Below are 22,205 nucleotides of genomic sequence, written 5' to 3' on the forward strand. Positions count from 1 at the left end.
TGGACCGAGGTCCGGTACGCGACTGGACCTGGCTACGGTCCGACCGGCCGCCCAACCGTCAGCGCAGGCTCTGGAGCTCCTGCTCGGCCTCGGCCTCGCTGGTCGCGAACTGGGTGCGGTAGAGCTCGGCGTAGCGGCCGCCCAGCGCGAGCAGCTCGGAGTGTCGGCCCTGCTCGACGACCCGGCCGTCCTCGAGCACGACGATGGTGTCGGCCGCGCGGACCGTGGAGAGCCGGTGCGCAATGACCAGCGCCGTACGCCCCTCGAGCGCCTCCCCCAGCGCCGCGGTCACGGCGGCCTCGGAGGTCGAGTCGAGCGACGCGGTCGCCTCGTCGAGGATGACCACGCGCGGGTGCGCGAGCAGCAGCCGGGCGATGGTCAGGCGCTGGCGCTCGCCGCCGGACAGCCGGTAGCCGCGCTCGCCCACCACGGTGTCGAGACCGGCGGGCAAGCTCTCGATGAGGTCCTTCAGCCGGGCGCGGGTGAGCGCCGACCACAGCTCGTCCTCGGTCGCGGTGACCTTGGCCAGCAGCAGGTTGCTGCGGATCGTGTCGTGGAAGAGGTGCCCGTCCTGGGTGACCATGCCGAGCGTGGAACGGATCGCCTCGAAGCTCAGGTCGCGCACGTCGACGCCGCCGATCCGGACGGCGCCGCCGTCGACGTCGTACAGGCGGGACAGCAGGGAGGCGATGGTCGACTTGCCGGCGCCCGAGGACCCGACGAGGGCGACCATCTGGCCGGCCTCGGCGCGGAACGACACGTCGTGGATGACCTCGACGCCGCCGCGGTTGTCGAGCACGGCCACCTCCTCGAGCGAGGCGAGGGAGACCTTGTCGGCGGTCGGGTAGGCGAACGTGACGTGGTCGAACGTGACGGAGGCGGGGCCCGGCGGGACCTCGACCGGGTGCTCGGCCTCCGTGATCAGCGGCTTGAGGTCGAGGATCTCGAAGACGCGCTCGAAGCTGACGAGGGCGCTCATCACCTCGACGCGCGCGCCGGCGAGCTGGGTGAGCGGGGCGTAGAGCCGGGTGAGCAGCAGCGCCATGGTCACGACCGAACCGGCCTCGAGCGTGCCGCGCAGGGCGAAGAAGCCGCCGAGCCCGTAGACGAGGGCGAGCGCCAGCGCGGACACGAGGGTCAGCGCCGTCACGAAGACCATCTGCACGGTGCTCGAGCGGACGCCGATGTCGCGGACCCGCCGGGCGCGCTCGGAGAACTCGACCGACTCGCGCTCGGGCGAGGAGAAGAGCTTGACCAGCGTGGCGCCGGGCGCGGAGAAGCGCTCGGTCATCTGCGTGCTCATGAACGAGTTCAGGTTGGCCGCCTCGAGCCGCATGCGGGCCAGCCGCGAGCCCATCCGGCGGGCGGGCAGCACGAACACCGGCAGCAGCACGAGCGCGAGCACGGTGATGGGCCAGGAGATGGTGAGCATGGTGACCAGCGCGAGGACCACGGCCACGAGGTTCGTGACGACGCCGGACAGGGTGTCGGAGAAGGCGCGCTGGGCGCCGATGACGTCGTTGTTGAGCCGGCTGACCAGCGCACCGGTGCGGGTCCGGGTGAAGAAGGCGACGGGCATCGTCTGCACGTGGTCGAAGACCGCGCGGCGCAGGTCGAGGATGAGCGTCTCGCCGATGCGGGCCGACAGCCAGCGCACGACCAGGCCGACCCCGGCCTCGGCGACCGCGATGAGCGCGATCAGCACGGCGAGGCGGACGACGACCCGGACCGACCCGTTGGTGGTGATCGCGTCGACCACCTGGCCGGCGAGCAGCGGGGTGGCGATCGCCAGGAACGCCGTGACGACGCTGAGCACCAGGAACACCGACAGCACCCGCCGCTGCGGGCGTGCGAAGCCCCAGATGCGGCGGACCGTCGCCCACGAGAACGGCCGGCGCTCCGTCTGGGCCACCATCGTCCGGTAGAGGGCCGACCAGGCCACGCTCTCCATGCTCATGCCGCAACTCCCTCGTCAGACGGCTTCCGAACGAGTTCACGGTAGGCGCCGGTACTGACAACGCCGGGCCGCGCGCGTGGCTTCCCGCGCTCACAGGCGGGTCACGGTCGCGCCCGCACGTCGCCACAGCCCGCGACCGGAGGGTCTGTCCCATGACCTCGACCCTCTCCGGCCCGACGCTCCAGGGCCCGCCCGCACGTGCGGCCGCCGCCGCCGACGGGACCGACCCCACCCGCCCCGCCGCGACCCCGCCCTCCGCGCCGGGCGCCGACGTCGCACCGACCCGGTCCCGCGGCCCGCGCGTCGGCCGGACGGTCGCCGTCGTGGCGCTGCTCGTCGGCACCGCCGTGCTCTACCTCTGGAGCCTCTCGGCGTCGGGCTACGGCAACTCCTTCTACGCCGCCGCGGTGCAGGCGGGCTCGCAGAGCTGGAAGGCCTTCTTCTTCGGCTCGCTCGACGCGGGCAACGCGATCACCGTCGACAAGCCGCCGGCCTCGCTGTGGCTGATGGCGCTTTCGGTCCGGGTCTTCGGCCTCAGCTCGTGGAGCATCCTCGCGCCGCAGGCCCTGCTCGGCGTCGCGACGGTCGGGGTCACGTACGCCTCGGTGCGCCGGACGTTCGAGGGCCACGGGCCCCTCGGCCGGCGGTTCGACGGCGTCGCCGACGGGCACGTGGCCGGGCTGGTGGCCGGTGCCCTGCTCGCGCTCACGCCGGCCGCGGCGCTGATGTTCCGCTTCGACAACCCCGACGCGCTGCTCGTCTTCCTGATGACGCTTGCCGCGTACGTGACGCTGCGGGCGACCGAGAAGGCCGACGGCAAGACGCTGGCCTGGGCCGGCGTGCTGATCGGGTTCGCGTTCCTCACCAAGATGCTGCAGGCCTTCCTGGTGCTGCCGGCCCTCGTGCTCGTCTACCTGATCGCCGCGCCGACGACGCTGAGGAAGCGGCTGCTGCACCTCGTGGGGGCGTTCGCGGCGATGGTCGTGTCGCTCGGCTGGTGGGTCGCCGTCGTCGAGCTGGTGCCCGCGTCCTGGCGCCCGTACGTCGGCGGGTCGACGAACGACTCCGTCCTCGACCTGGTGTTCGGCTACAACGGGCTCGCCCGGATCCTCGGGCGTTCGGCGGGCGTCGCCGGCGCGGGCAGCCAGGCCGGTGGCGGCGGGGGCGGCGGCTTCGGCGGCACCCCGGGCCTGACCCGGCTCTTCGAGCAGGTGTCGGGCGGGATGATCACCTGGCTGCTGCCGGCCGCACTGCTCCTCGCCGTGGTCGCCCTCGTCGCGATCGGCCGCGCACCGCGCACCGACGGACCGCGCGCCGCGCTGGTCCTGTGGACCGGCTGGACCGTCGTCACCGGGCTGACGTTCTCGCTGATGGAGGGCACCTACCACGACTACTACGTCGTGGCCCTGGCCCCGGCGGTCGCCGCCGGCGTCACCGTCGCCGCGACCGTGCTGTGGCGCCGCAAGCACACCTGGCTGGGACGGGCCGGGCTCGCCCTCGGCGTGGCCGTCAGCGCCGCCTGGGCCTTCGTGCTCCTCGGTCGCGCGACCGGGGTCTACGAGTCGCTGCGGTGGCCGGTGCTCGTCGTCGGGGTGCTCGCGGCCCTCGCGCTGCTCGTCGCGAACCGGCTCCCGCGCGTCGCCGCGAACGTCGTCCTCGCCGTCGCCCTCGCCGGTGCGGTGACCGGGCCGGCCGCGTACACGCTGAACACCGTCGCCACCCCGCACACCGGCTCGATCGTCACCGCCGGGCCCGTCAGCAGCCAGAGCGGTCCGGGCGGCGGGACCGGCCGGACCGCCCGCGACGGGCAGGACGGTCGCGGCGCGTTCCCGGGCGGGGGCACCCCGCCGCAGGGCCAGACCGGCCAGACCGGTCAGGCCCCCGTCGGCCAGGCCCCGGGCGCGGGCACCACCGGCCGCACCGGGGGGATGGGCCAGGGCGGCACGGCGAGCACCGAGCTCGTCCAGCTCCTGCAGGCCGACGCGGGCAGCCACCGCTGGGCCGCGGCGACCATCGGCTCGCAGAGCGCGGCGACCTACCAGCTGGCGAGCGAGCAGCCGGTGATGGCGATCGGCGGGTTCACGGGCAGCGACCCGAGCCCGACGCTCGCCCAGTTCCAGGCCTACGTCGCGGCCGGCGACGTGCACTACTTCATCGCCGGCGGCGGGTTCGGGGGCGGCGGACGGGCCGGCTCGTCCGAGATCTCCACCTGGGTCACCGAGCACTACACCGCCACGACGGTGGGCGGGGTCACGGTCTACGACCTCACCCAGCCGGCCTCCTGACCGGCGCTTCCCCGCCTCCCCCACGCCCCTTCCCCTGGCCCCGTCATGCCCAGAAAGCGACCCGCGACCATGACCGACCTGCTCCTCGAGACCCCTCATGAGGGGGGACGACCCCCCGCACCCTCCGCTGGCGTCCAGCCCGGACGCCCCGCGCACCGCAGCACCCCGACCGCCGTGATGGTCGACGTCGTCGTCCCGGTCTTCAACGAGGAGGCGGACCTACGACCCTCCGTCGAACGCCTGCACGCCTTCCTCGCCGCCGAGCTCCCGTACGGCTTCCGCGTCACGATCGCCGACAACGCCAGCACCGACGCCACCTGGGCGCAGGCGCAAGCGCTGGCCGCCGAGCTCGACCACGTACGGGCGGTGCACCTCGACGCCAAGGGCCGCGGCCGCGCGCTCAAGGCCGTGTGGTCGGCGTCCGAGGCCCCGGTCCTCGCCTACATGGACGTCGACCTGTCGACCGACCTCCGGGCGCTGCTGCCGCTCGTCGCGCCGCTCATCTCCGGCCACTCGGACCTGGCGATCGGGACCCGGCTCTCGCGCTCGAGCCGGGTCGTCCGCGGACCGAAGCGGGAGATCATCTCGCGCAGCTACAACCTGCTGCTGCGCGGTGCGCTGTCGGCGTCGTTCTCGGACGCGCAGTGCGGCTTCAAGGCCATCCGCGCGGAGGTGGCGCACGACCTGCTGCCGCTGGTCGAGGACGACAACTGGTTCTTCGACACCGAGCTGCTGGTCATCGCGCAGCGGGCCGGGCTGCGGATCCACGAGGTGCCGGTGGACTGGGTCGACGACCCGGACAGCCGCGTCGACATCGTCGCGACGGCACGGGAGGACCTGCACGGCGTCGTCCGGCTGCTGCGCGGGTTCGCGGGCGGGCGCATCCCGGTGACCCGGCTGCGCGCGGAGCTCGGCCGGGACACGCAGGTCCCGTCGACGGTGCCCGGGGTGCCGCGGGGGATGTTCGCCCAGCTGCTGCGGTTCGGCGGGGTGGGCGTGCTGAGCACGCTGGTCTACTTCGTCCTCTACCTCGGGATGCGCGACCTCACCGGCCCGCAGGCCGCGAACCTGGTCGCGCTCCTGGTCACCGCGGTCGCCAACACGGCCGCGAACCGGCGGGTGACGTTCGGCGTACGGGGTTCCGACGGCGCCCTGCGCCACCACGCCGGCGGCCTGGTCGCCTTCCTCGTCGGGCTCGGACTCACCAGCGGCTCGCTCTGGGTGCTGCACCAGCTCTCCCCCGACCCGAACCGCGGCATCGAGGTCGCGATCCTCGTCCTCGCGAACGCCGTCTCCACCCTCGTCCGCTTCCTCGCCCTCCGCCAGCTGATGGCCCACCGCCGCTGAGGCGAACACCCCGTCGGTCGCGCCGGAGGCGCAACGGGGAAGATCTGGCACCTCTGCGGTGCCGGATCCTCCCCGTTGTCCTGGAACCGGGGAGGATGGGTCCCGTGAACCGGGTCGCGCGTCCGCGACCGACGTCGCGCCAGCTCGTGAGGTTCGCGGTGATCGGGGCGGCGAGCGCCGCGGCGTACCTGCTGCTCTACCTCCTGCTGCGCACGGTGACGGGCGCGCAGGTGGCGAACGTGGTCGCCCTCGTCGTCACGCAGGTCGCGAACACCGCGACCAACCGTCGCCTCACCTTCGGCCTGCGCGGGTCGCAGGGTGCGCTGCGCCACCAGGCGGGCGGGCTGGCGGCGTTCGCCTTCGGGCTCGTGCTGTCGGCCGGGGCGCTCTGGCTGCTGCACCGCGTCGACCCGGGCGCCGGGCGGGCCCTCGAGGTCGCGGTCCTCGTGGTCGCGCAGGGGATCGCGACGTGCGTCCGGTTCCTGACCCTGCACGCGATGATGGCCCGACGCGACCTTCCTGCGGAGGCCTAGGCCTAGGCTCACCGCGTGGCCACGGAACGTCTCGCCCTCGACGTCGACGGCCGTACGGTCTCGATGAGCAACCCGCACCGCGTCTACTTCTCGGCGCGCGGCGAGACCAAGCTCGACCTCGCGAACTATTACCTCTCGGTCGGCGACGGCATCGTCAACGCCCTGCGCCACCGGCCGTGCATGCTGCACCGCTTCCCGGACGGGGTCGACGGCGAGAAGGTGCACCAGAAGCGCCTGCCGAACGGCGCCCCGCCCTGGGTCGAGACGGTGCGCGTGCACTTCCCGCGCTACAACCGCGACGCGGACGAGCTGTGCGTCACGCACGTGGCCGACGTCGTGTGGGCCGTGCAGATGTCGACCGTCGAGTTCCATCCCTGGAACTCCCGCCGCGAGGACGTCGAGTCGCCCGACGAGTGGCGCATCGACCTCGACCCGATGCCGCTGGCGACCTTCGCCGACGTGCAGCAGACCGCCGGGATCGTCCGGGAGCTGCTGGGGGAGCTCGGCGCCGTCGGCTACCCCAAGACCTCGGGCGGGCGGGGCCTGCACGTCTACGTCCGCATCCACGCCGACCACGGCTTCGCCGACGTGCGCCGGGCGGCCTGGGCCTTCGCGCGCGAGGTCGAGCGCCGCAGCGACGGGGGCGTCGACACGACCTGGTGGCGCAAGGACCGCGACCCCGGCTCGATCTTCGTCGACTACAACCAGAACGCCCGCGACCACACGATCGCCAGCGCCTACTCCGTACGCGGGACGCCCGAGGGCCTGGTCTCGGCCCCCGTGACGTGGGACGAGGTGCCCGACGTCGACCCGAGGGACTTCTCCATCGCCACGATGCCGGCCCGCTACGCCGAGATCGGCGACCTGCACGCCGACATCGACGCCCACCCGTACGCGATCGACGAGCTCCTGGAGTGGGCCGACCGGGACGAGCGCGACAGCGACGCGCGGCCGGCCGAGCCGGAGTAGCCGACCGCGCCGGCTCGCGCGCCGACGAAGCAAGGAGGAGGTCGCGACGACACGCTTCTCCGTCGTCACGAGCGACGACGCGGTCGTCGGGTCAGAGCGCGAGCCGCGTCCGAGCGGAGCGAGGACAGGAAGCACGCGCCCGTACAGTCAGCGCGTGAACGCCACCTCCGCCCGCACCGACGTCCGCGCGACCCGCCTCACCGGCTGCGTGGTCCTGGTGACCGGGGGTGCCCGGGGGCAGGGGGCCTCGCACGCGCACCGGCTGGCGAGCGAGGGGGCGACGGTCTGGGCGTGCGACGTCCTCGACGACGACGGCGCGGCGCTGGCGGGCCGGCTGGGGGCGGAGGGCCTGGACGTCCGCTACCGCCACCTCGACGTCACCGACCCGGAGGCCTGGGCGTCCGTCGTGGCGGAGGTCGAGGCCGCGCACGGGCGGCTCGACGGCCTCGTGAACAACGCCGGGATCATCCACGTCACGCCGATCGAGGACGAGCCGCTCGAGGCCTGGAACGCGCTCTTCGCCGTCAACGTCACCGGCGCCCTGCTCGGCATCCAGGCGGCGCTGCCGCTGCTGCGCCGCAGCGACTACGCCTCGATCGTCAACGTGGCCTCGATCTTCGGCGTCATCGGTGCCCCCGGCTACGTCGCCTACTGCGCCAGCAAGGGCGCGCTGACCTCGCTGTCCAAGGTCGCCGCCCTCGAGCTCGCGCCCGACCAGATCCGGGTGAACACGATCGTCCCCGGCGGCGTCAGCACCCCGATGAACGAGCACGAGAAGGAGGGCGGCGTCATCCCCGACACCCCGCTCGGGCGCCGCGCCCACGTCTCGGAGATCTCCGCCGCGGTCGCCTTCCTGCTGTCCTCGGACGCCTCGTTCGTCACGGGCACCGAGCTCGTCGTCGACGGCGGCTACCTGAGCCGCTGACCCCGCTCGCGGGCTGAGGAGGCGCCGACGTGGCGAACGGACGCCCGACCTTGCAGCAGCTCGTCTACTTCCTCGCGGCCGTCGAGCACCGGTCGTTCGCGGCGGCGGCGCAGGCGCTCTACGTCGCGCAGCCGAGCCTGTCCGACCAGGTCCGCCGGCTCGAGGGCACGCTCGGCGTCACGCTCTTCACGCGGACGAACCGGCAGCTCCAGCTGACCGACGCGGGCCGGATGCTGATCCCCTGGGCCGAGAAGGTCCTGCGCGACGTCGAGGACCTGACGTCGGCCGTGCGTGACGTCCGCGAGCTCGCCGGCGGCACGGTCTCCTTCGGCACGTTCAGCAGCGCCCACCTCTACCTGCTGCCGGCCCTCACCGCGGAGTTCGGCCGGCTGCACCCCGACGTCTCGATCCGGGTCCAGGGCCTGAACTCCTCCGAGGTCGCCGACGCCGTCCGTTCCGGCGACCTCGAGGGCGGGCTCGTGCAGCTGCCGATCGACGACCGCGGGCTCTGGGTGAGCCACCCGGTGCTGACCGACACCGTCGTCTACGTCAGCGCCGACCCGGCCCGCGCCGACCGGCCCGTCGACGTCGAGCAGCTGAGCCGGCGCCGGCTGATCCTGTCCGAGGCCCGCTGGACCCGCGACGACCCGCTGCGTCGCAGCCTCACCGAACGGGCCCAGCGCGCCGGCGTCACGCTGCACCCGTCGGTGGAGGTGGAGTTCCAGACGGCGGCGGTGGAGCTGGCCGCGTACGGGGTGGGCGACTCGCTCGTGTCCTACCTCGTCACGCAGTGGACGGGCTTCCCGCGGACGCTGCACTGGGCGCACCTCGACCCCGTGTTCGAGGAGCACTTCGCGTTCGTCACGCGGCCCGGCGGTTCGTTGTCCCCCGCGACACGGGCGTTCATGGACCTGGCCGAGCAGCACATCCGCGCGCTCCAGGCCAAGGCCGACGCGGGCCGCGCGTCGCGTCCCGGCTGAGAGCCGTCAGCCGCAGGCGCCGACGAGCGTCCGGCTCACGGCGCGGTCGAGCAGGTCGAGGACGTCCTCGCGGCGGGTCGTGCGTTCGTCGTTCCACGCGGTGAGCACGCCGAGCTTGTCGTGCCGACGGGCGTGGGTGTCGACCCGGCCGGGCGGCATCGCGTGGTGGCCCATCCGCTCGTGCAGCGCCTCGTAGAGCTCGTCGACCGCACCCCACACGTCCGCGTGCGTGGTGGCCCGGTCCGGGTCCTCGGCCCGGCGCAGGAGCGCGCCGACCAGACAGGCACCGCCGACGGTCGAGGTCGGGCGGACCAGGTCGAACGACTCCGCGACCGTCGCGGGCCGCACCGTCCCACCGGTGTCGACCGCGAACCACGCGCGCTGCGTCCAGCCCTGCTCGACGAGGTCGGCCCGGGCCTGCTCGAGGGCCGCCTGCACCCGGTCGAGGCGGCGCAGCCAGGCCACCCGCGGGTCGTCCTGGGGCTCGACGTACGAGGGCGGCGGCGCGACCGGCAGGGCCGCGCGGAACCGGGACAGCGCCGCGCGCAGGGCCTCGGCCGGGCGGCTCCGATGGGTGGTCGTCACAGTCGTGAGCATGCGCCAGCACGCACAGTGGGCACAAGAGCCCGGAGGGGTGCTCCTGCCGCCTCCCGCCGGACCGGCTCCTGACCAGGGGAAGGACCCACATGCCGGACGACCACGCACCGCTGGTGGTGACGCTCGCCCTGCCCGACGACGTCCAGGACGAGCTGGACGCGCTCCGGCGGCGGTGGTTCCCGGCGGGCCGGACGGCCGTCGGCGCGCACCTCACCCTGTTCCACGCGGTGCCCGGCGCGCTCGAGGGGCAGGTGCGCGCGGACCTCGAGGAGGTGGCCGGGCGCGGTCCCGTCGCCGTGCGGCTCAGCGGCGTGCTGAGCCTGGGCCGCGGGGCGGCGTACGCGGTCGACAGCCCCGACCTCGCGCGCCGCCACGACGAGCTCCAGCGGGCCTGGTGGGCGCACCTGACCCGGCAGGACCAGCAGCGCCTGCGGGCGCACGTGACGCTGCAGAACAAGGTCGAGGCCGCCGTGGCCCGGCAGACGGTCGAGACGCTGCGCGGCGGCTTCGAGCCCCGCGACGTCGAGGCGCCCGGCTTCGACCTGTGGCGCTACGACGGCGGCCCGTGGACCCACCTGGAGCGGTTCACCGGCTGAGCCCGACGATCGAGCCGCGCCGCCCCCGGACGCACGAAACCCCCGGTGCGGCAGCACCGGGGGCGTCGTACGGGGCGTCGGTCAGCCGAGGTTCTTGCTCTTCAGCCAGGCGCTCGCGACCTCGTTCGGGTCCATCTTGTCGACGTCGACCTGCTTGTTGAGGGCGGTGAGCTCCTCGGTGGTCAGGGCGGCCTGGACCGGGTCGAGCGCCGCCTTCACCTGCGGGTTGTCGGCCACGTCGGAGCGCATCAGCGGCACGACGTTCTGCGGCAGGATCATCGACTGCGGGTCGGCCAGCGGGACGAACCCGTTGTCGACGATCGCGCTCTCCGTCGTGAAGTACTCGCCCATCTGGATCTTGCCGTCCAGCAGGTCCTTGGTCTTCACGGCCGGGGAGTCGTACGGCTTGAACTGCTTGAGCGTGGCGCCGTAGACGCCCTTCAGGCCCTCGGGACCGTACGCGCGGGTGGCCAGCTCGGAGGGTCCGCCGAGGACGACGTTGGAGGAGACCTTGCTCAGGTCGGCCAGCGAGGTCAGGTTGTTCTGCTGCGAGAACTCCTTCGTGACCACGTAGACGTCCTGGTCGGCAGCGGCGGAGATGGTGCCGATCTTCAGGTTGTCGGGCTGCAGCGCGGTGGGCAGGGCGCTCGCGAGCTCCTCCTGCGTGGTGGCCGTCGCGTTCTTGTCCACGAAGAGCAGCAGGTTGCCGGTGTACTCCGGCACGATCTGGATCGAGTTGTCCTGCAGGGCCTTGACGTAGACCTCGCGCGAGCCGATCGGCGGCTTGGTCGACGCGTCCAGGCCCTTGGCCTTGAGCGCCTGCGCGTAGACCTCGGCGAGGACCTGGGACTCGGTGAAGTTCGCGGCGCCGACGACGATCGGGGTGCCGCCGGACGAGGCCGCTCCGGAGGGGGGCGCCGAGCTGCCGAGCGGGTTGGCGCTGCCGCCACCGCACGCGGCCAGGACGAGCGTCGTGATGGTGAGGCCGAGGGCGGCCAACGATCGCTTGATGGTCATGGGGACTGTTCTCCGTGTTCTGGGCGGGAGGGATTCCCGACCGTCGGACTAGGTTAGGCGGGCGCCGGAGCGGCGCTCGTGCGCGTCTTGGCGGCGGGGCGGACCCGTCGGGCGGCCAGCAGGCCGATGGTGCCGATGAGCAGGTCGAGGACGATGGCGAGCGCGGCGATCAGCACAGCGCCGGCCAGCATCTGGGAGTAGTCGCGGCTGCGCTGGCCGCTGATGAGCAGCTGCCCCAGCCCGCCGCCGGCCGCGAAGGCGGCGACCGTGGCGGTGGCCACGACCTGCAGCGTCGCGCTCCGCAGGCCGGAGATGACGAGCGGGACGGCCAGCGGCCACTCCACCCGGCTGACGATCTGCCCGCCGGTCATGCCGAGGGCGCGGGCGGCGTAGACCGCGTCGGGGTCGGCGCCGGCCACCCCCGTGGCCGTCGCGGTGAGGATCGCCGGCAGGGCGAGGACGGCGAGGACGAGGACGGTCGGGGCGAAGCCCGTGCCCAGCAGCAGCACGATCAGGACCAGCAGCCCGATCGACGGGATCGCGCGCGCCGCGTTGCTGAGGCCGATGACGAGGAACCCGCCGCGCCCGGTGTGCCCGATGAGCACGCCGAGCGGGACGGCGACGATCGCACCGAGGAGGACGGCCACGACCGTGTACTCGAGGTGCTGCAGCACCAGCTGGCCCGTGCCGCCCTGGCCACCCCAGTTGGCGGCGTCGAAGAGGTAGGAGAAGTAGCTCATGCGGTGCGCCGCCTCCTGGCCCAGGGCAGGGTCCCGCGTTGGACCAGCAGGATGATCGCGTCCGCGACCAGCGCCAGCAGCAGCGTCAGGACGAGGCCCACGACGATCGGGGTGAAGAAGTTCCGGTTGAAGCCGGTGTCGAACAGCTGCCCGAGCGCCCCGCCGCCGACGACCACGGCGACGCTCACGAGCGCGATGTTGGAGACGGTGACGACCCGGAGCCCCGAGAACACCACCGGCATGGCCAGCGGCAGCTCGACCTTGACCAGCCGCGCGAACCAGCCGTAGCCGACCGCCGAGGCGGACTGCTTGACCGCCGAGGGCACGGACCGCAGGCCGTCGACCACGCTGCGGACGAGCAGGGCGACGGAGTAGATCGCCAGGGCGACCGCGATGTTCACGGGGTCGAGGATCTGGGTCCCGAGGATGACGGGCAGCGCGACGAACAGCGCCAGCGACGGGATCGAGTAGATGACGCCCAGCACGGACAGGATGACGTTGGCGGCGCGCCCCGTCCGGTAGACGAGGAAGCCGAGCGGGATCGAGACGACCAGCGCGGCGAGCACCGGCAGGACCGCCAGCACGGCGTGCTGCGCGGTGAGCCCGCCGATGTAGCCCAGGTTGCGGCTGATCCAGCGCCAGTCGAGGTTCATCCGCGCTCCGCCGGGTCGTGCGGCAGCGACCGGGGCTGGGTGTAGGCGCCCGACCCCGTACGCCCCTCGGCCGCGTCGGCCCGCGCCTCGTCGCCCGGCGGGTCCTCGGCCGGGACCGGGACGCCGCGGACCGTGGTGGGCTGCTCGTCCTCGGTGAACCCGTCACGTCGGCCCGCGTCCTGCACCGGCTCGTCGACCGGGGTCCCGTCGTTGGCGGTTCCGGGCGCGCCCAGCTCGACGGCGCTCGCCCCGCCCGGACCGAGCTCCTGCTCGGCCGCCGGCTCGCCGGCCACCTGGGGCTCGCCGGTCGTGCGCTCGTCGCGGGTGCTCTCGACGGCCGCGGGCTCGTCGGCCGCAGCATGGTCGGTCACGGCCTCGTCCCGCGCGGGCTCGTCGGCCGTGGTCACGTCACCCGCAGGCGCCTCGGCCGCAGCCTCGTCGCTGACGGGCTCGTCACGCACGGGCTCGTCGCTCGCGGAACCGTCGTCGTGCGCGTCCAGCTGCGTGTACGCCGTCGCGACGGCGGTCTGCGCGTCCGCGGACTGCTGCTCGCGCGCCTCGGCGGCCTGCAGCGTGACCGACTCCGGCGAGCCGGTGCGCTGGGTGGCGACCTGGGCCAGGATCGCGTCGGCCGGGACCACGCCGGCGTAGCGGCCGGTCTCGGGGTCGAGCGCGACGGCGAGGGCGTACGGGGAGGTCAGCGCGGAGTCGAGCGCGGCCCGGAGGGTGTCGGTCTCGCGGACGAAGGTCGAGCCCATCGGGTGCACGAGGCCGGGGCGCTCGGTGTCGACCCAGCCGACCGGTCGGGCGTCGCCGTCGAGGACGAGCGTCGGACCCTCGCCGCGCCCGGAGGCCGCCTCCCGGATCACGGCGACCTCGTCGAGGTGGAGCCCGGACGCGGGCAGGAAGTTCAGCGAGCGGTAGCCGCGGTCGCGGCCCACGAACCCCTCGACGAAGGCGTCCGCCGGCTCGTCGAGCAGCTCCTGCGGCGGCCCGAACTGGGCCAGACGGCCGCCGACCCGGAGGATCGCGACCTGGTCGCCGAGCTTGATGGCCTCGTCGATGTCGTGGGTGATCAGCACGATGGTCTTGCTGATCTGGCGCTGCAGCCCGAGGAAGAACTCGTGCAGCTCGGTCCGCACCACCGGGTCGACCGCGGAGAAGGGCTCGTCCATCAGCATCACGAGCGGGTCGGCGGCGAGGGCGCGGGCGACGCCCACGCGCTGCTGCTGGCCGCCGGACAGCTGGGCGGGGTAGCGGTCGGCCATGACCCGGTCGAGGCCGACGTTGCCCAGCAGCTCCAGCGAACGCTTGCGCGTCTTGTCCTTGCCCCAGCCCAGGAGGCCCGGGACGGTGCCGATGTTCTCCAGCACGGTGCGATGCGGGAACAGCCCGCCGCTCTGGATGACGTAGCCCATCTGGCGCCGCAGCGTGGTCTTGCGCCGGCTCTTGAGGGGCGTCCCGTCCCAGGTGATCCGGCCTTTGGACGGCTCCAGCATCCGGTTGATCATCCGCAGCGTGGTCGTCTTGCCGCAGCCCGACGGGCCCACGATCACGGTGATCTTGTCGGAGGGGATGGTCAGGCTGAGGTCCTGGACGGCGTGCGTGCCCCCGGCGAACGTCTTGCTCACGGACTCGAACTCGATCACGCTGAACCCCACCGACCCTGTCGACCCACATCCGGACGTCTGGTGCCCGACACTAACGGGGGTCGCCGACATTTCCGACGGGAGCGACCGGCGCGCCCGCACCTCGGACGTCGCTCCCGCGTACGTGATCCGCCGGCGCGCAAGTTACCCGTGAGTAACATGCGGGGACCGGTCCTGCGCCACCGCCTCGCACGAGGCGGCGCCGCGGAGCAGGACCGCCCGTCCCAGCGGAGCGGAGACACAGGGTGCAGCAGCTCGTGGTCGTCGGTGCGATCGTCGTCGCGCTGGCGGTGTCGGTGGTGGGCGTGGCGATGTTCGTCCGGGCCGTCCGCGCGATCGTCGGGGTGGTGGCCCTCGGCGGCCCCGCGAACCGCAGCGACGCGCCCGGCCGGCGCTGGCGGAACATGCTGACCGAGACCCTCGGCCACACCCGGATGCTGCAGCGCCCGCTCGTCGGCGCCGCGCACTGGTTCGTCTTCATCGCCTTCGGCGCCCTCTTCTTCACGCTCGTGACGGCGTACGGGCAGCTGTTCGACCCCCGCTTCGTGCTGCCGGTGATCGGGCGCTGGAAGGCGTACGCCTGGGCCGCCGAGCTGATCGCCTGGGCCGGGCTGCTGGCGATCCTGCTCCTGATCGGGATCCGGGTGTCCCAGCGCGGGCGTGGCCGGGCGTCGCGGTTCTTCGGCTCGCACGGGGGCAAGGGCCTCTACGTCGAGCTGACGATCCTCGGCATCGTCGTCTGCGTCCTGCTGCTCCGCGCCATGGAGGCGCAGCTGCTCGCCGGGGAGACGACGCGGTGGGACTTCCCGCTGACGTGGTTCCTGCTGCCGGCGGGCCTCGGCACGGGGGCGCTGGAGACCGCCGTCGTGCTGGTCGCCGCAGCCAAGATCGTCATCTCGATGGCCTGGTTCGTGGCGCTCGGCCGGGACACGACGATGGGCGTCGCGTGGCACCGCTTCACCGTCTGGCCGAACGTCTGGTTCAAGCGGGAGGCGTCGGGTGCGCCGGCCCTCGGTGCGCTGCCGGCGCTGCGGGCCGGCGGCAAGCCGGTCGACTTCGACGACCTGGACGCCCTCGACGAGGACGCCAACCTCGGCACCGCGGCCATCGAGGACTTCACCTGGAAGGGCCTGCTGGACCTCACCTCCTGCACCGAGTGCGGCCGCTGCCAGGACGCCTGCCCGGCGTGGGCGACGGACAAGCCGCTGTCGCCGAAGCTGATCGTGATGGGCCTGCGCGACCACGCGTACGCCAAGGCCCCCTGGCTGCAGACCCCGGAGGGCGAGCGGGCCGGGCTGCCCGAGGCGCTGCAGCACGAGGCCGGGCGGGCGCTCGTCGGGCCGACCGGGGCGGGCGGCACCCGGGGGACGGGCGTCAGCGGCGTGAACCGCGCCGGCGAGCCGGACCCCATCACGATCGAGGACGGCCTGGTCGCCGTCCTGGACGCCGACGCCCTCTGGTCCTGCACCACCTGCGGCGCCTGCGTGCAGGCCTGCCCGGTGGACATCGAGCACGTCGACCACGTCGTCGACCTGCGGCGCAACCAGGTGCTGATGGAGTCGGAGTTCCCGGCCGCCCTGAACGGGCTGTTCAAGGGGCTGGAGACCAAGGGCAACCCCTGGAACGCGAGCCCGCGCACCCGGATGGACTGGGCGAAGGACCTGCCGTTCCCGGTGCCGGTCGTCGGCGGCCCCGGCGAGCACGACGTCGAGGACCTGAGCGGGGTCGACTACCTCTTCTGGGTCGGCTGCGCCGGCGCGTACGACGACAGGGCCAAGGTGACGACCCGGGCCGTCGCGGAGCTGCTCCACACGGCCGGGGTGTCGTACGCGGTCCTCGGCAAGGGCGAGACCTGCAGCGGCGACCCGGCCCGCCGCGCGGGCAACGAGCTCGTCTTCCAGCAGCTCGCCGCGCAGAACACCGACACGCTCCGCGAGGCGGGGGCGACCAAGGTCGTGGCCACCTGCGCGCACTGCCTGAACACGCTCAAGAACGAGTACCCGCAGCTCGGGCTGTCGATGGAGGTCGTGCACCACACGCAGCTGCTGAACCGGCTCGTGCGCGAGGGCCGGCTGACCCCGGTCCCGCCGGCCGCGGGCGAGGACCAGCGCACCATCACCTACCACGACCCCTGCTACCTCGGCCGGCACAACCAGGTCTACGAACCCCCGCGCGAGCTGCTCGGCGCGCTGCCCGGCACGACCGTGGCGGAGATGCCGCGCTCGGGCAAGGAGTCCTTCTGCTGCGGGGCCGGCGGGGCGCGGATGTGGATGGAGGAGGACCTCGGGACGCGGATCAACGCGAACCGGACCGAGGAGGCCGTCGCCACCCTCACCGCGGCCGGAGCGGGCACGACCGCGAAGCCGGGAGCGATCGCCACCGGCTGCCCCTTCTGCCGCACGATGCTCACCGACGGGGTCGACGCCCTGCCGGACGGCACGACGGCCGCACCGGTCGAGGTCCTCGACGTCGCCCAGCTGCTGCTCGAGTCCGTACGGCGGGGCGGCTGACCGCTCCCTCGGCGACGCCCCCACCCACGCCCCTGTCGACGGCCCGGACGGTGTCGGCAACGGGTGTCGTCGTCGTGTTGCTTCTGCCCCGCCGACGGCTTTGACTGGCGGAGCCGACCCCCCACCAGCGGCACCACGACCACCAGGAGGAACCACCGATGACGCAGCAGACCGACGAGACCGTCGCCGAGCACCGCTCCCACGACGAGGACCACGCGCACGAGCACGGCACGGACTGCGGGCACGAGACCGTCACGCACGACGACCACGTCGACTACGTGCACGACGGGCACCGCCACTTCGTGCACGAGGGCCACTACGACGAGCACTGAGCCCGACTCCCCGGCCTGACGGTCCCCCGTCACGCCGGGCCGCACGACCCCGAGGTCGGCCGCCGTCCGGTGGTCGGCCTCTCGTCGTCCTCCCCGGCCCGCCCCTCCCGCTAACGCTTTTGACAACCGTTTTCACTTTCGTTAACGTCGGGGCATGCCTCGACTGCTCGCCGTACCCGTCGCCGCGCTCGCGCTCGGCCTGGCCGCCTGCTCCGGCACGGCGACCCCTGCTCCGGGCTCGGCGGGCGGCTCCGACGGGACGGTGGCCGTCGTCGCCTCCACGAACGTCTACGGAGACATCGTCAAGACGATCGGCGGCGACGCGGTCCAGGTGACGTCGATCATCGACAGCCCCGACAAGGACCCGCACGAGTACACGGCCGACGCCCGTACGCAGCTCGCCGTGAGCAAGGCGCAGGTCGTCGTCGAGAACGGCGGCGGCTACGACGACTTCGTCGCGACGATGCTCTCCGCGAGCAGCGCGAAGCCGCGGGTCGTGAACGTCGCCGACGTGTCCGGCTACGACCAGGAGCCCGCGGACGGGGAGTTCAACGAGCACCTCTGGTACGACGTCCCGACCATGGTCAAGCTCGTCGACCGGCTGAGCCAGGACCTCACGGCGGTCGCGCCGGACCGCGCGGACACGTTCCGCACCAACGCCGCCGCCCTCACGACCCGCCTGCAGGGCCTCGAGAAGTCCGAGGCCGACCTGAAGGCCGCCCACGACGGGACCGGGGTGGCGATCACCGAGCCCGTGCCGCTCTACCTCCTCGAGGCGTCCGGTCTCGTCGACAAGACGCCCGAGGCGTTCAGCGAGGCGATCGAGGAGGGTTCCGACGTCGCTCCGGCGGTGCTGCAGCAGACCGAGGCCCTGTTCACCGGACGCCAGGTCGGGCTGCTCGCGTACAACGAGCAGACCACCGGGCCGCAGACCGAGGCCGTGCTGAAGGCCGCGCGCGACAACGGCGTGCCGGTCGTCCCTGTCACCGAGACCCTCCCGGCCGGCCAGGACTACGTGGGCTGGATGCAGGGCAACCTCGACGCCGTGGGGTCGGCGCTCAAGGGATGATGACCACCGTGACCAGCGCGGCGACCGACCACGTCGAGGCCGGCGCCGTGCGGCCCGTGCTGTCGATCCGGGACGCGTCGCTCGGCTACGGCGACCGGCTGCTGTGGGCCGGGCTCGACCTGGACGTCGCCCCGGGGCAGTTCGTCGCGATCCTCGGCCCGAACGGGTCGGGCAAGACGAGCCTGCTGCGCGCGGTCCTGGGCACGCAGCCGCTGACCGGCGGCCGCATCGAGATCCTCGGCGAACCCGTCCGGCGCGGCCACCGGCTCGTCGGCTACGTCCCCCAGCAGCACCTCGCGGACCGCGGCACCCCGCTGCGCGCGCGCGACTTCCTGGCGCTGGGGATCGACGGCGACCGGTTCGGGCCGCCGCTGCCGTCGCGGGGCCGGCGGGCGCGGGTCGACGCGATGCTCGCGACGGTGCACGCGGAGGCGTTCGCGGACGCGCGCATCGGCAGCCTGTCGGGCGGCGAGCAGCAGCGGCTGCGGATCGGGCAGGCGCTGATCGGCGACTCGCGCCTGCTGCTCTGCGACGAGCCGCTGATCTCGCTCGATCTCAACCAGCAGCGTTCCGTGAGCGACCTGATCGACGCCAGCCGGCGCGAGCCGGGCCGGGCGGTGCTGATGATCACGCACGACGTGAACCCGGTGCTCGACATGGTCGACACCGTCGTCTACCTCGCCAACGGCAAGGCCCTCGTCGGGTCGGTGGACGACGTCTTCACCTCCGAGGTGCTGAGCGACCTCTACGACACCCCGGTCGAGGTCGTCCGCGTACGCGACCGGATCGTCGTCGTCGGGCTGCCCGACCACGCCCACGAGGGCCACGAGCACGCCCCGCACGGGGACGGGAGCAGGCACTGATGCACGACGCGTTCGCCTCGCTGTGGGGCCAGCTCTTCTCGTTCTCCGACTACGGCGAGCTGATCGCCCTGGTGCGGAACTCGATCATCGCCGGCGCCGTCCTCGGCCTGACCGGTGGCCTGGTCGGCGTCTTCGTCATGGCCCGGGACCTGGCGTTCGCGGTGCACGCGATCAGCGAGCTGTCGTTCGCCGGCGCGGCCGCCGGGCTGCTGTTCGGCGTCGGGGTGGTCGAGGGCTCGCTGGCGGGCTCGCTGGCCGCCGCCCTGCTGATCGGGGTCCTCGGCAGCCGCGCGCGCAACCGGAACTCGATCATCGCCGTGCTCATGCCCTTCGGCCTCGGGCTCGGGATCCTCTGCCTCGCCCTCTACTCGGGACGGGCGGCCAACAAGTTCGGGCTGCTGACCGGGCAGATCGTGGCCGTGGACAACCCGCGGCTGACCGCGCTGCTGGTCATCTGCGGCATCGTCGTCGTCAGCCTGCTGCTCGTCTGGCGGCCGCTGATGTTCGCCAGCATCGATGCCCAGGTCGCCGAGGCGCGCGGGGTGCCGACGGTCGCCCTGTCCATCGTGTTCATGCTGCTGCTCGGCCTCGCCGTCGCGGTGTCGGTGCAGATCGTCGGCTCGCTGCTCGTGCTCTCCGTGCTCGTCACGCCCGCGGCCGCCGCGCTGCGGATCTCGGCCTCGCCGGTGCTCGTGCCGCTGCTGTCGACGCTCTTCGCCGTGGTCTCCATGGTCGGCGGGATCCTGCTCGCCCTCGGCGGCGCCATCCCGATCAGCCCGTACGTGACCACGCTGTCGTTCCTGATCTACGTCGTCTGCCGGGTGGTGGGCGGCGTGCGCGACCGCCGGCGCCCGCGGACGCCCCGCTTCGCCACGGAGGTGGCCGCCTGATGGCCCAGCGCAACACCCGCCAGCGCGCGGCGGTCGGCGAGCTGCTCGGGCGGACCTCCGAGTTCCGTACGGCCAGCCAGATCCACGACGACCTGCGCCACGCCGGGGAGGACATCGGGCTGACCACCGTCTACCGCACCCTGCAGCTGATGGTCGAGGCGCAGCAGCTCGACGCCATCCGCACCGACGACGGCGAGACGGCCTACCGCCGTTGCTCCACCGGGCACCACCACCACCTGGTGTGCCGGACCTGCGGCCGTACGGTCGAGGTCGAGGGCCCCGCGATCGAGCGCTGGACCGACCAGGTCGCCGCCGACCACGGCTTCACCGACGTGCAGCACCAGCTCGAGATCTTCGGCGTCTGCGGCAACTGCCAGCACTGACCGAAGGTCGGTGCTGGTGTGCCGGGGCCGCGAGCGGTACCGCTTCCCGGTTGCTGACGCGCCGCGAGCGGGATCAGGTACCGCTCGGCGGGTCGAGGTACCGGTCGAGTTCTTCTACACACCACCGCGGACGAAGCCCAGGTGCGAACGGCTGGGGGTCGGGCCGCGCTGGCCCTGGTAGCGCGAGCCGTAGACGGCGGAGCCGTACGGGTGCTCGGCCGGTGAGGTCAGGCTGAAGAAGCAGAGCTGGCCGATCTTCATGCCCGGCCAGAGCTTGATCGGCAGGGTGGCGACGTTCGACAGCTCGAGGGTCACGTGCCCGGAGAAGCCGGGGTCGATGAAGCCGGCCGTCGCGTGGGTCAGCAGCCCGAGGCGGCCGAGCGAGGACTTGCCCTCCACGCGCGCGGCGACGTCGTCGGGCAGCGTGACGACCTCGTAGATCGACCCGAGCGCGAACTCGCCGGGGTGCAGGATGAACGGCTCGTCGACGGGCACCTCGACCGCTCGGGTCAGGTCGGCCTGCTCCTCCGCGGGGTCGATGTGCGGGTAGCGGTGGTTCTCGAAGACGCGGAAGTAGCGGTCCAGCCGCACGTCGATGCTCGACGGCTGCACGAGCCCCGCGTCGTAGGGCTCGAGCCCGATCCGACCCTCCTCGACCTGGGCGCGGATGTCGCGGTCGGAGAGCAGCATGGGCGTGACCCTATCCGGCGGAACGGGCGCGGGGTCCGGGCCGCCGTCGGTCCGGGATCAGCGGGCGTCGCGCCGGATCCGCACCCAGTGGTCGCCGATCGAGACCACGGAACCCTCGGTGACCGGCACGGCGTGGAACGGCCCGACGGGCACGGTGGGCTGGCCGGGCGGGGTGATGGTCGACCCGTTGGTCGACCCGCGGTCCACGACGAAGAGGCCGGCGTCGTCGACGCCGAGCGCGAGGTGGGTCTTGGAGACGGTGCGCGACTCGTCGGGCAGCTTGACCAGCTGCGCGTCGGTCTCGCCGTCCTCCGGCTGCGGGTTGCGGCCGAGCAGCACCAGCCCGCGGACGACGATCTCGCGGCCGTCGTCGAGCTCGGCGACCCAGCCGTCGAGGATCGTGCGCCGGGCACCCGCGACGACGGTGCGGCCGTCCTCGGCCGGGGACGGCTCGCCCGACGGGTCGGGCTCGCCGGCGAGCGGGGCGAGCTCGGGTCCGATGGCCGGGTCCCCGGCCACGGCGGGCGCGGTCGCGGGGACCGGGCGCACGCCGGCGCTGCGCGGAGGACCGACGGGGAACTGGGCGTTCGGCACCGGACGGCCGTCGGACGCCGGGTCGACGGCGGGCGCTGCAGCCGCGGCGGGCGGCGTCGCGGGACGCGCGGTGCGGGCCTTGCCGGCCCGCGGGGCCAGCGGGCGCTCGACGATGACGACGGCCTTGGCCGCCCGGTCGTGCCAGCCCTGGTGACGCGGGCTCACGAGGAGCGAGCCGAGGACCAGCAGCAGCCCGACGCCGGTGGCGGAGAGGACGGTCCAGACCAGCCAGCGGAGCAGCACGCGGCCCCACCCGACCGGGCGTCCGTCGAAGAAGCCGACGAGCTGGAGCTTGAGCAGCCGCATGCCCGGGGAGGCGGCGACGGTCGCCAGCTGCTGCCAGCAGACGACGCCCCAGGCCAGGCCGAGGACCACGCCGACCACGACGAGGGGCACGTTCGTGCCGTCACCGCCGTCGCGCGCGCCCAGGTTGACCAGCAGGCCCGCGACGGCCGGGACGACGGCGTCGATGACGTACGCGCCGAAGCGACGTCCCAGCGGGCCCACCTGGACGCCTGGGGGCAGCCCCGTGTCGCGGGCGGGTGCCGGTGGTCGTGCCGAGCTCATGTCGCTCCTCCTGTGCGGGCCGCGTACGGACGACCGCGCGCGTGTCCGACCGCTCCGGA

21 protein-coding genes are annotated in these 22,205 nt (G+C 73.4%); 13 read left to right on the forward strand and 8 right to left on the reverse strand.

Annotated elements, in window-relative coordinates:
* Positions 1 to 58: 58 nt before the first annotated feature.
* A complete protein-coding gene (locus tag ABD665_RS09760; RefSeq protein WP_204910829.1) occupies positions 59 to 1,957 on the reverse strand; it encodes an ABC transporter transmembrane domain-containing protein in 1,899 nt (632 codons plus the stop codon).
* Between the two features lie 152 nt (positions 1,958 to 2,109).
* On the opposite strand from ABD665_RS09760, the gene ABD665_RS09765 reads away from it, so the two are divergent.
* From ABD665_RS09765 to ABD665_RS09790, 6 genes are all read left to right on the forward strand, one after another.
* Positions 2,110 to 4,242, forward strand: a complete 2,133-nt coding sequence (locus ABD665_RS09765) for a mannosyltransferase YkcB-related protein (protein ID WP_204910828.1) — start codon at positions 2,110 to 2,112, stop codon at positions 4,240 to 4,242.
* 45 nt (positions 4,243 to 4,287) lie between these two features.
* Positions 4,288 to 5,589: a glycosyltransferase gene (locus ABD665_RS09770; protein ID WP_344742114.1), complete on the forward strand. Its 1,302-nt coding sequence runs from the start codon at positions 4,288 to 4,290 to the stop codon at positions 5,587 to 5,589.
* A gap of 104 nt (positions 5,590 to 5,693) precedes the next feature.
* Entirely contained in the window at positions 5,694 to 6,122 is a 429-nt protein-coding gene (locus ABD665_RS09775) for a GtrA family protein (protein ID WP_344742116.1), read from the forward strand.
* Positions 6,123 to 6,137: 15 nt separating this feature from the next.
* The gene (gene ligD / locus ABD665_RS09780) at positions 6,138 to 7,091 is read left to right on the forward strand and encodes a non-homologous end-joining DNA ligase (RefSeq protein ID WP_425562138.1); all 954 of its coding nucleotides are present in this window, start codon (positions 6,138 to 6,140) and stop codon (positions 7,089 to 7,091) included.
* Positions 7,092 to 7,245: 154 nt separating this feature from the next.
* Positions 7,246 to 8,016 (forward strand): SDR family oxidoreductase, encoded by a 771-nt coding sequence (locus ABD665_RS09785; protein ID WP_204910826.1) that lies wholly within the window; start codon positions 7,246 to 7,248, stop codon positions 8,014 to 8,016.
* Between the two features lie 29 nt (positions 8,017 to 8,045).
* Positions 8,046 to 8,996, forward strand: coding sequence for a LysR substrate-binding domain-containing protein (locus ABD665_RS09790; RefSeq protein ID WP_204910825.1), 951 nt, complete (start codon positions 8,046 to 8,048; stop codon positions 8,994 to 8,996).
* 6 nt (positions 8,997 to 9,002) lie between these two features.
* On the opposite strand, the gene ABD665_RS09795 is transcribed toward ABD665_RS09790, so the two are convergent.
* Entirely contained in the window at positions 9,003 to 9,581 is a 579-nt protein-coding gene (locus tag ABD665_RS09795) for a DUF6197 family protein (RefSeq protein ID WP_204910824.1), read from the reverse strand.
* A gap of 101 nt (positions 9,582 to 9,682) precedes the next feature.
* On the opposite strand from ABD665_RS09795, the gene ABD665_RS09800 reads away from it, so the two are divergent.
* A complete protein-coding gene (locus ABD665_RS09800) occupies positions 9,683 to 10,189 on the forward strand; it encodes a 2'-5' RNA ligase family protein (RefSeq protein ID WP_204910823.1) in 507 nt (168 codons plus the stop codon).
* An 81-nt stretch (positions 10,190 to 10,270) separates the two neighbouring features.
* Here ABD665_RS09800 and ABD665_RS09805 read toward each other — a convergent pair whose 3' ends face one another.
* Genes ABD665_RS09805 through ABD665_RS09820 form a run of 4 tightly spaced genes read right to left on the reverse strand, consistent with a single transcriptional unit; the run spans position 10,271 to position 14,248 of the window.
* Complete coding sequence (locus ABD665_RS09805; RefSeq protein ID WP_204910822.1) at positions 10,271 to 11,206, reverse strand: glycine betaine ABC transporter substrate-binding protein; 936 nt, start codon at positions 11,204 to 11,206, stop codon at positions 10,271 to 10,273.
* A 53-nt stretch (positions 11,207 to 11,259) separates the two neighbouring features.
* A complete protein-coding gene (locus tag ABD665_RS09810) occupies positions 11,260 to 11,946 on the reverse strand; it encodes an ABC transporter permease subunit (protein ID WP_204910821.1) in 687 nt (228 codons plus the stop codon).
* The gene (locus ABD665_RS09815) at positions 11,943 to 12,599 is read right to left on the reverse strand and encodes an ABC transporter permease subunit (RefSeq protein ID WP_204910820.1); all 657 of its coding nucleotides are present in this window, start codon (positions 12,597 to 12,599) and stop codon (positions 11,943 to 11,945) included. Before ABD665_RS09815 ends, ABD665_RS09810 begins: the two co-directional genes overlap by 4 nt.
* A complete protein-coding gene (locus ABD665_RS09820; RefSeq protein ID WP_204910819.1) occupies positions 12,596 to 14,248 on the reverse strand; it encodes an ATP-binding cassette domain-containing protein in 1,653 nt (550 codons plus the stop codon). The genes ABD665_RS09815 and ABD665_RS09820 overlap by 4 nt, the downstream gene beginning before the upstream one ends.
* A 245-nt stretch (positions 14,249 to 14,493) precedes the next feature.
* Here ABD665_RS09820 and ABD665_RS09825 point away from each other — a divergent pair, with 245 nt between their 5' ends.
* The 6 genes from ABD665_RS09825 (at position 14,494) to ABD665_RS09850 (ending at position 20,295) form a co-directional block, all read left to right on the forward strand.
* A complete protein-coding gene (locus ABD665_RS09825) occupies positions 14,494 to 16,758 on the forward strand; it encodes a (Fe-S)-binding protein (protein ID WP_344742123.1) in 2,265 nt (754 codons plus the stop codon).
* Positions 16,759 to 16,916: 158 nt separating this feature from the next.
* A complete protein-coding gene (locus ABD665_RS09830; RefSeq protein ID WP_204910818.1) occupies positions 16,917 to 17,090 on the forward strand; it encodes a zinc transporter permease in 174 nt (57 codons plus the stop codon).
* Between the two features lie 154 nt (positions 17,091 to 17,244).
* Positions 17,245 to 18,159, forward strand: a complete 915-nt coding sequence (locus tag ABD665_RS09835) for a metal ABC transporter solute-binding protein, Zn/Mn family (RefSeq protein WP_204910817.1) — start codon at positions 17,245 to 17,247, stop codon at positions 18,157 to 18,159.
* Positions 18,159 to 19,022 carry a metal ABC transporter ATP-binding protein gene (locus ABD665_RS09840; RefSeq protein WP_204913753.1) on the forward strand — a complete coding sequence of 288 codons (864 nt, stop codon included), beginning with the start codon at positions 18,159 to 18,161 and terminating at the stop codon, positions 19,020 to 19,022. Before ABD665_RS09835 ends, ABD665_RS09840 begins: the two co-directional genes overlap by 1 nt.
* Entirely contained in the window at positions 19,022 to 19,912 is an 891-nt protein-coding gene (locus ABD665_RS09845) for a metal ABC transporter permease (RefSeq protein ID WP_204910816.1), read from the forward strand. The genes ABD665_RS09840 and ABD665_RS09845 overlap by 1 nt, the downstream gene beginning before the upstream one ends.
* The gene (locus ABD665_RS09850) at positions 19,912 to 20,295 is read left to right on the forward strand and encodes a transcriptional repressor (RefSeq protein ID WP_204910815.1); all 384 of its coding nucleotides are present in this window, start codon (positions 19,912 to 19,914) and stop codon (positions 20,293 to 20,295) included. Before ABD665_RS09845 ends, ABD665_RS09850 begins: the two co-directional genes overlap by 1 nt.
* Positions 20,296 to 20,409: 114 nt before the next feature.
* Here the strand turns inward: ABD665_RS09850 and dcd are convergent, their stop codons facing one another.
* Together dcd and ABD665_RS09860 are read right to left on the reverse strand one after the other, a co-directional pair.
* Positions 20,410 to 20,985 carry a dCTP deaminase gene (gene dcd, locus ABD665_RS09855; protein ID WP_204910814.1) on the reverse strand — a complete coding sequence of 192 codons (576 nt, stop codon included), beginning with the start codon at positions 20,983 to 20,985 and terminating at the stop codon, positions 20,410 to 20,412.
* A gap of 57 nt (positions 20,986 to 21,042) precedes the next feature.
* A complete protein-coding gene (locus tag ABD665_RS09860) occupies positions 21,043 to 22,146 on the reverse strand; it encodes an RDD family protein (protein ID WP_204910813.1) in 1,104 nt (367 codons plus the stop codon).
* Positions 22,147 to 22,205 lie beyond the last annotated feature (59 nt).

This window comes from Microlunatus spumicola, from assembly GCF_039536445.1.
Classification (GTDB): Bacteria; Actinomycetota; Actinomycetes; order Propionibacteriales; family Propionibacteriaceae; genus Microlunatus; species Microlunatus spumicola.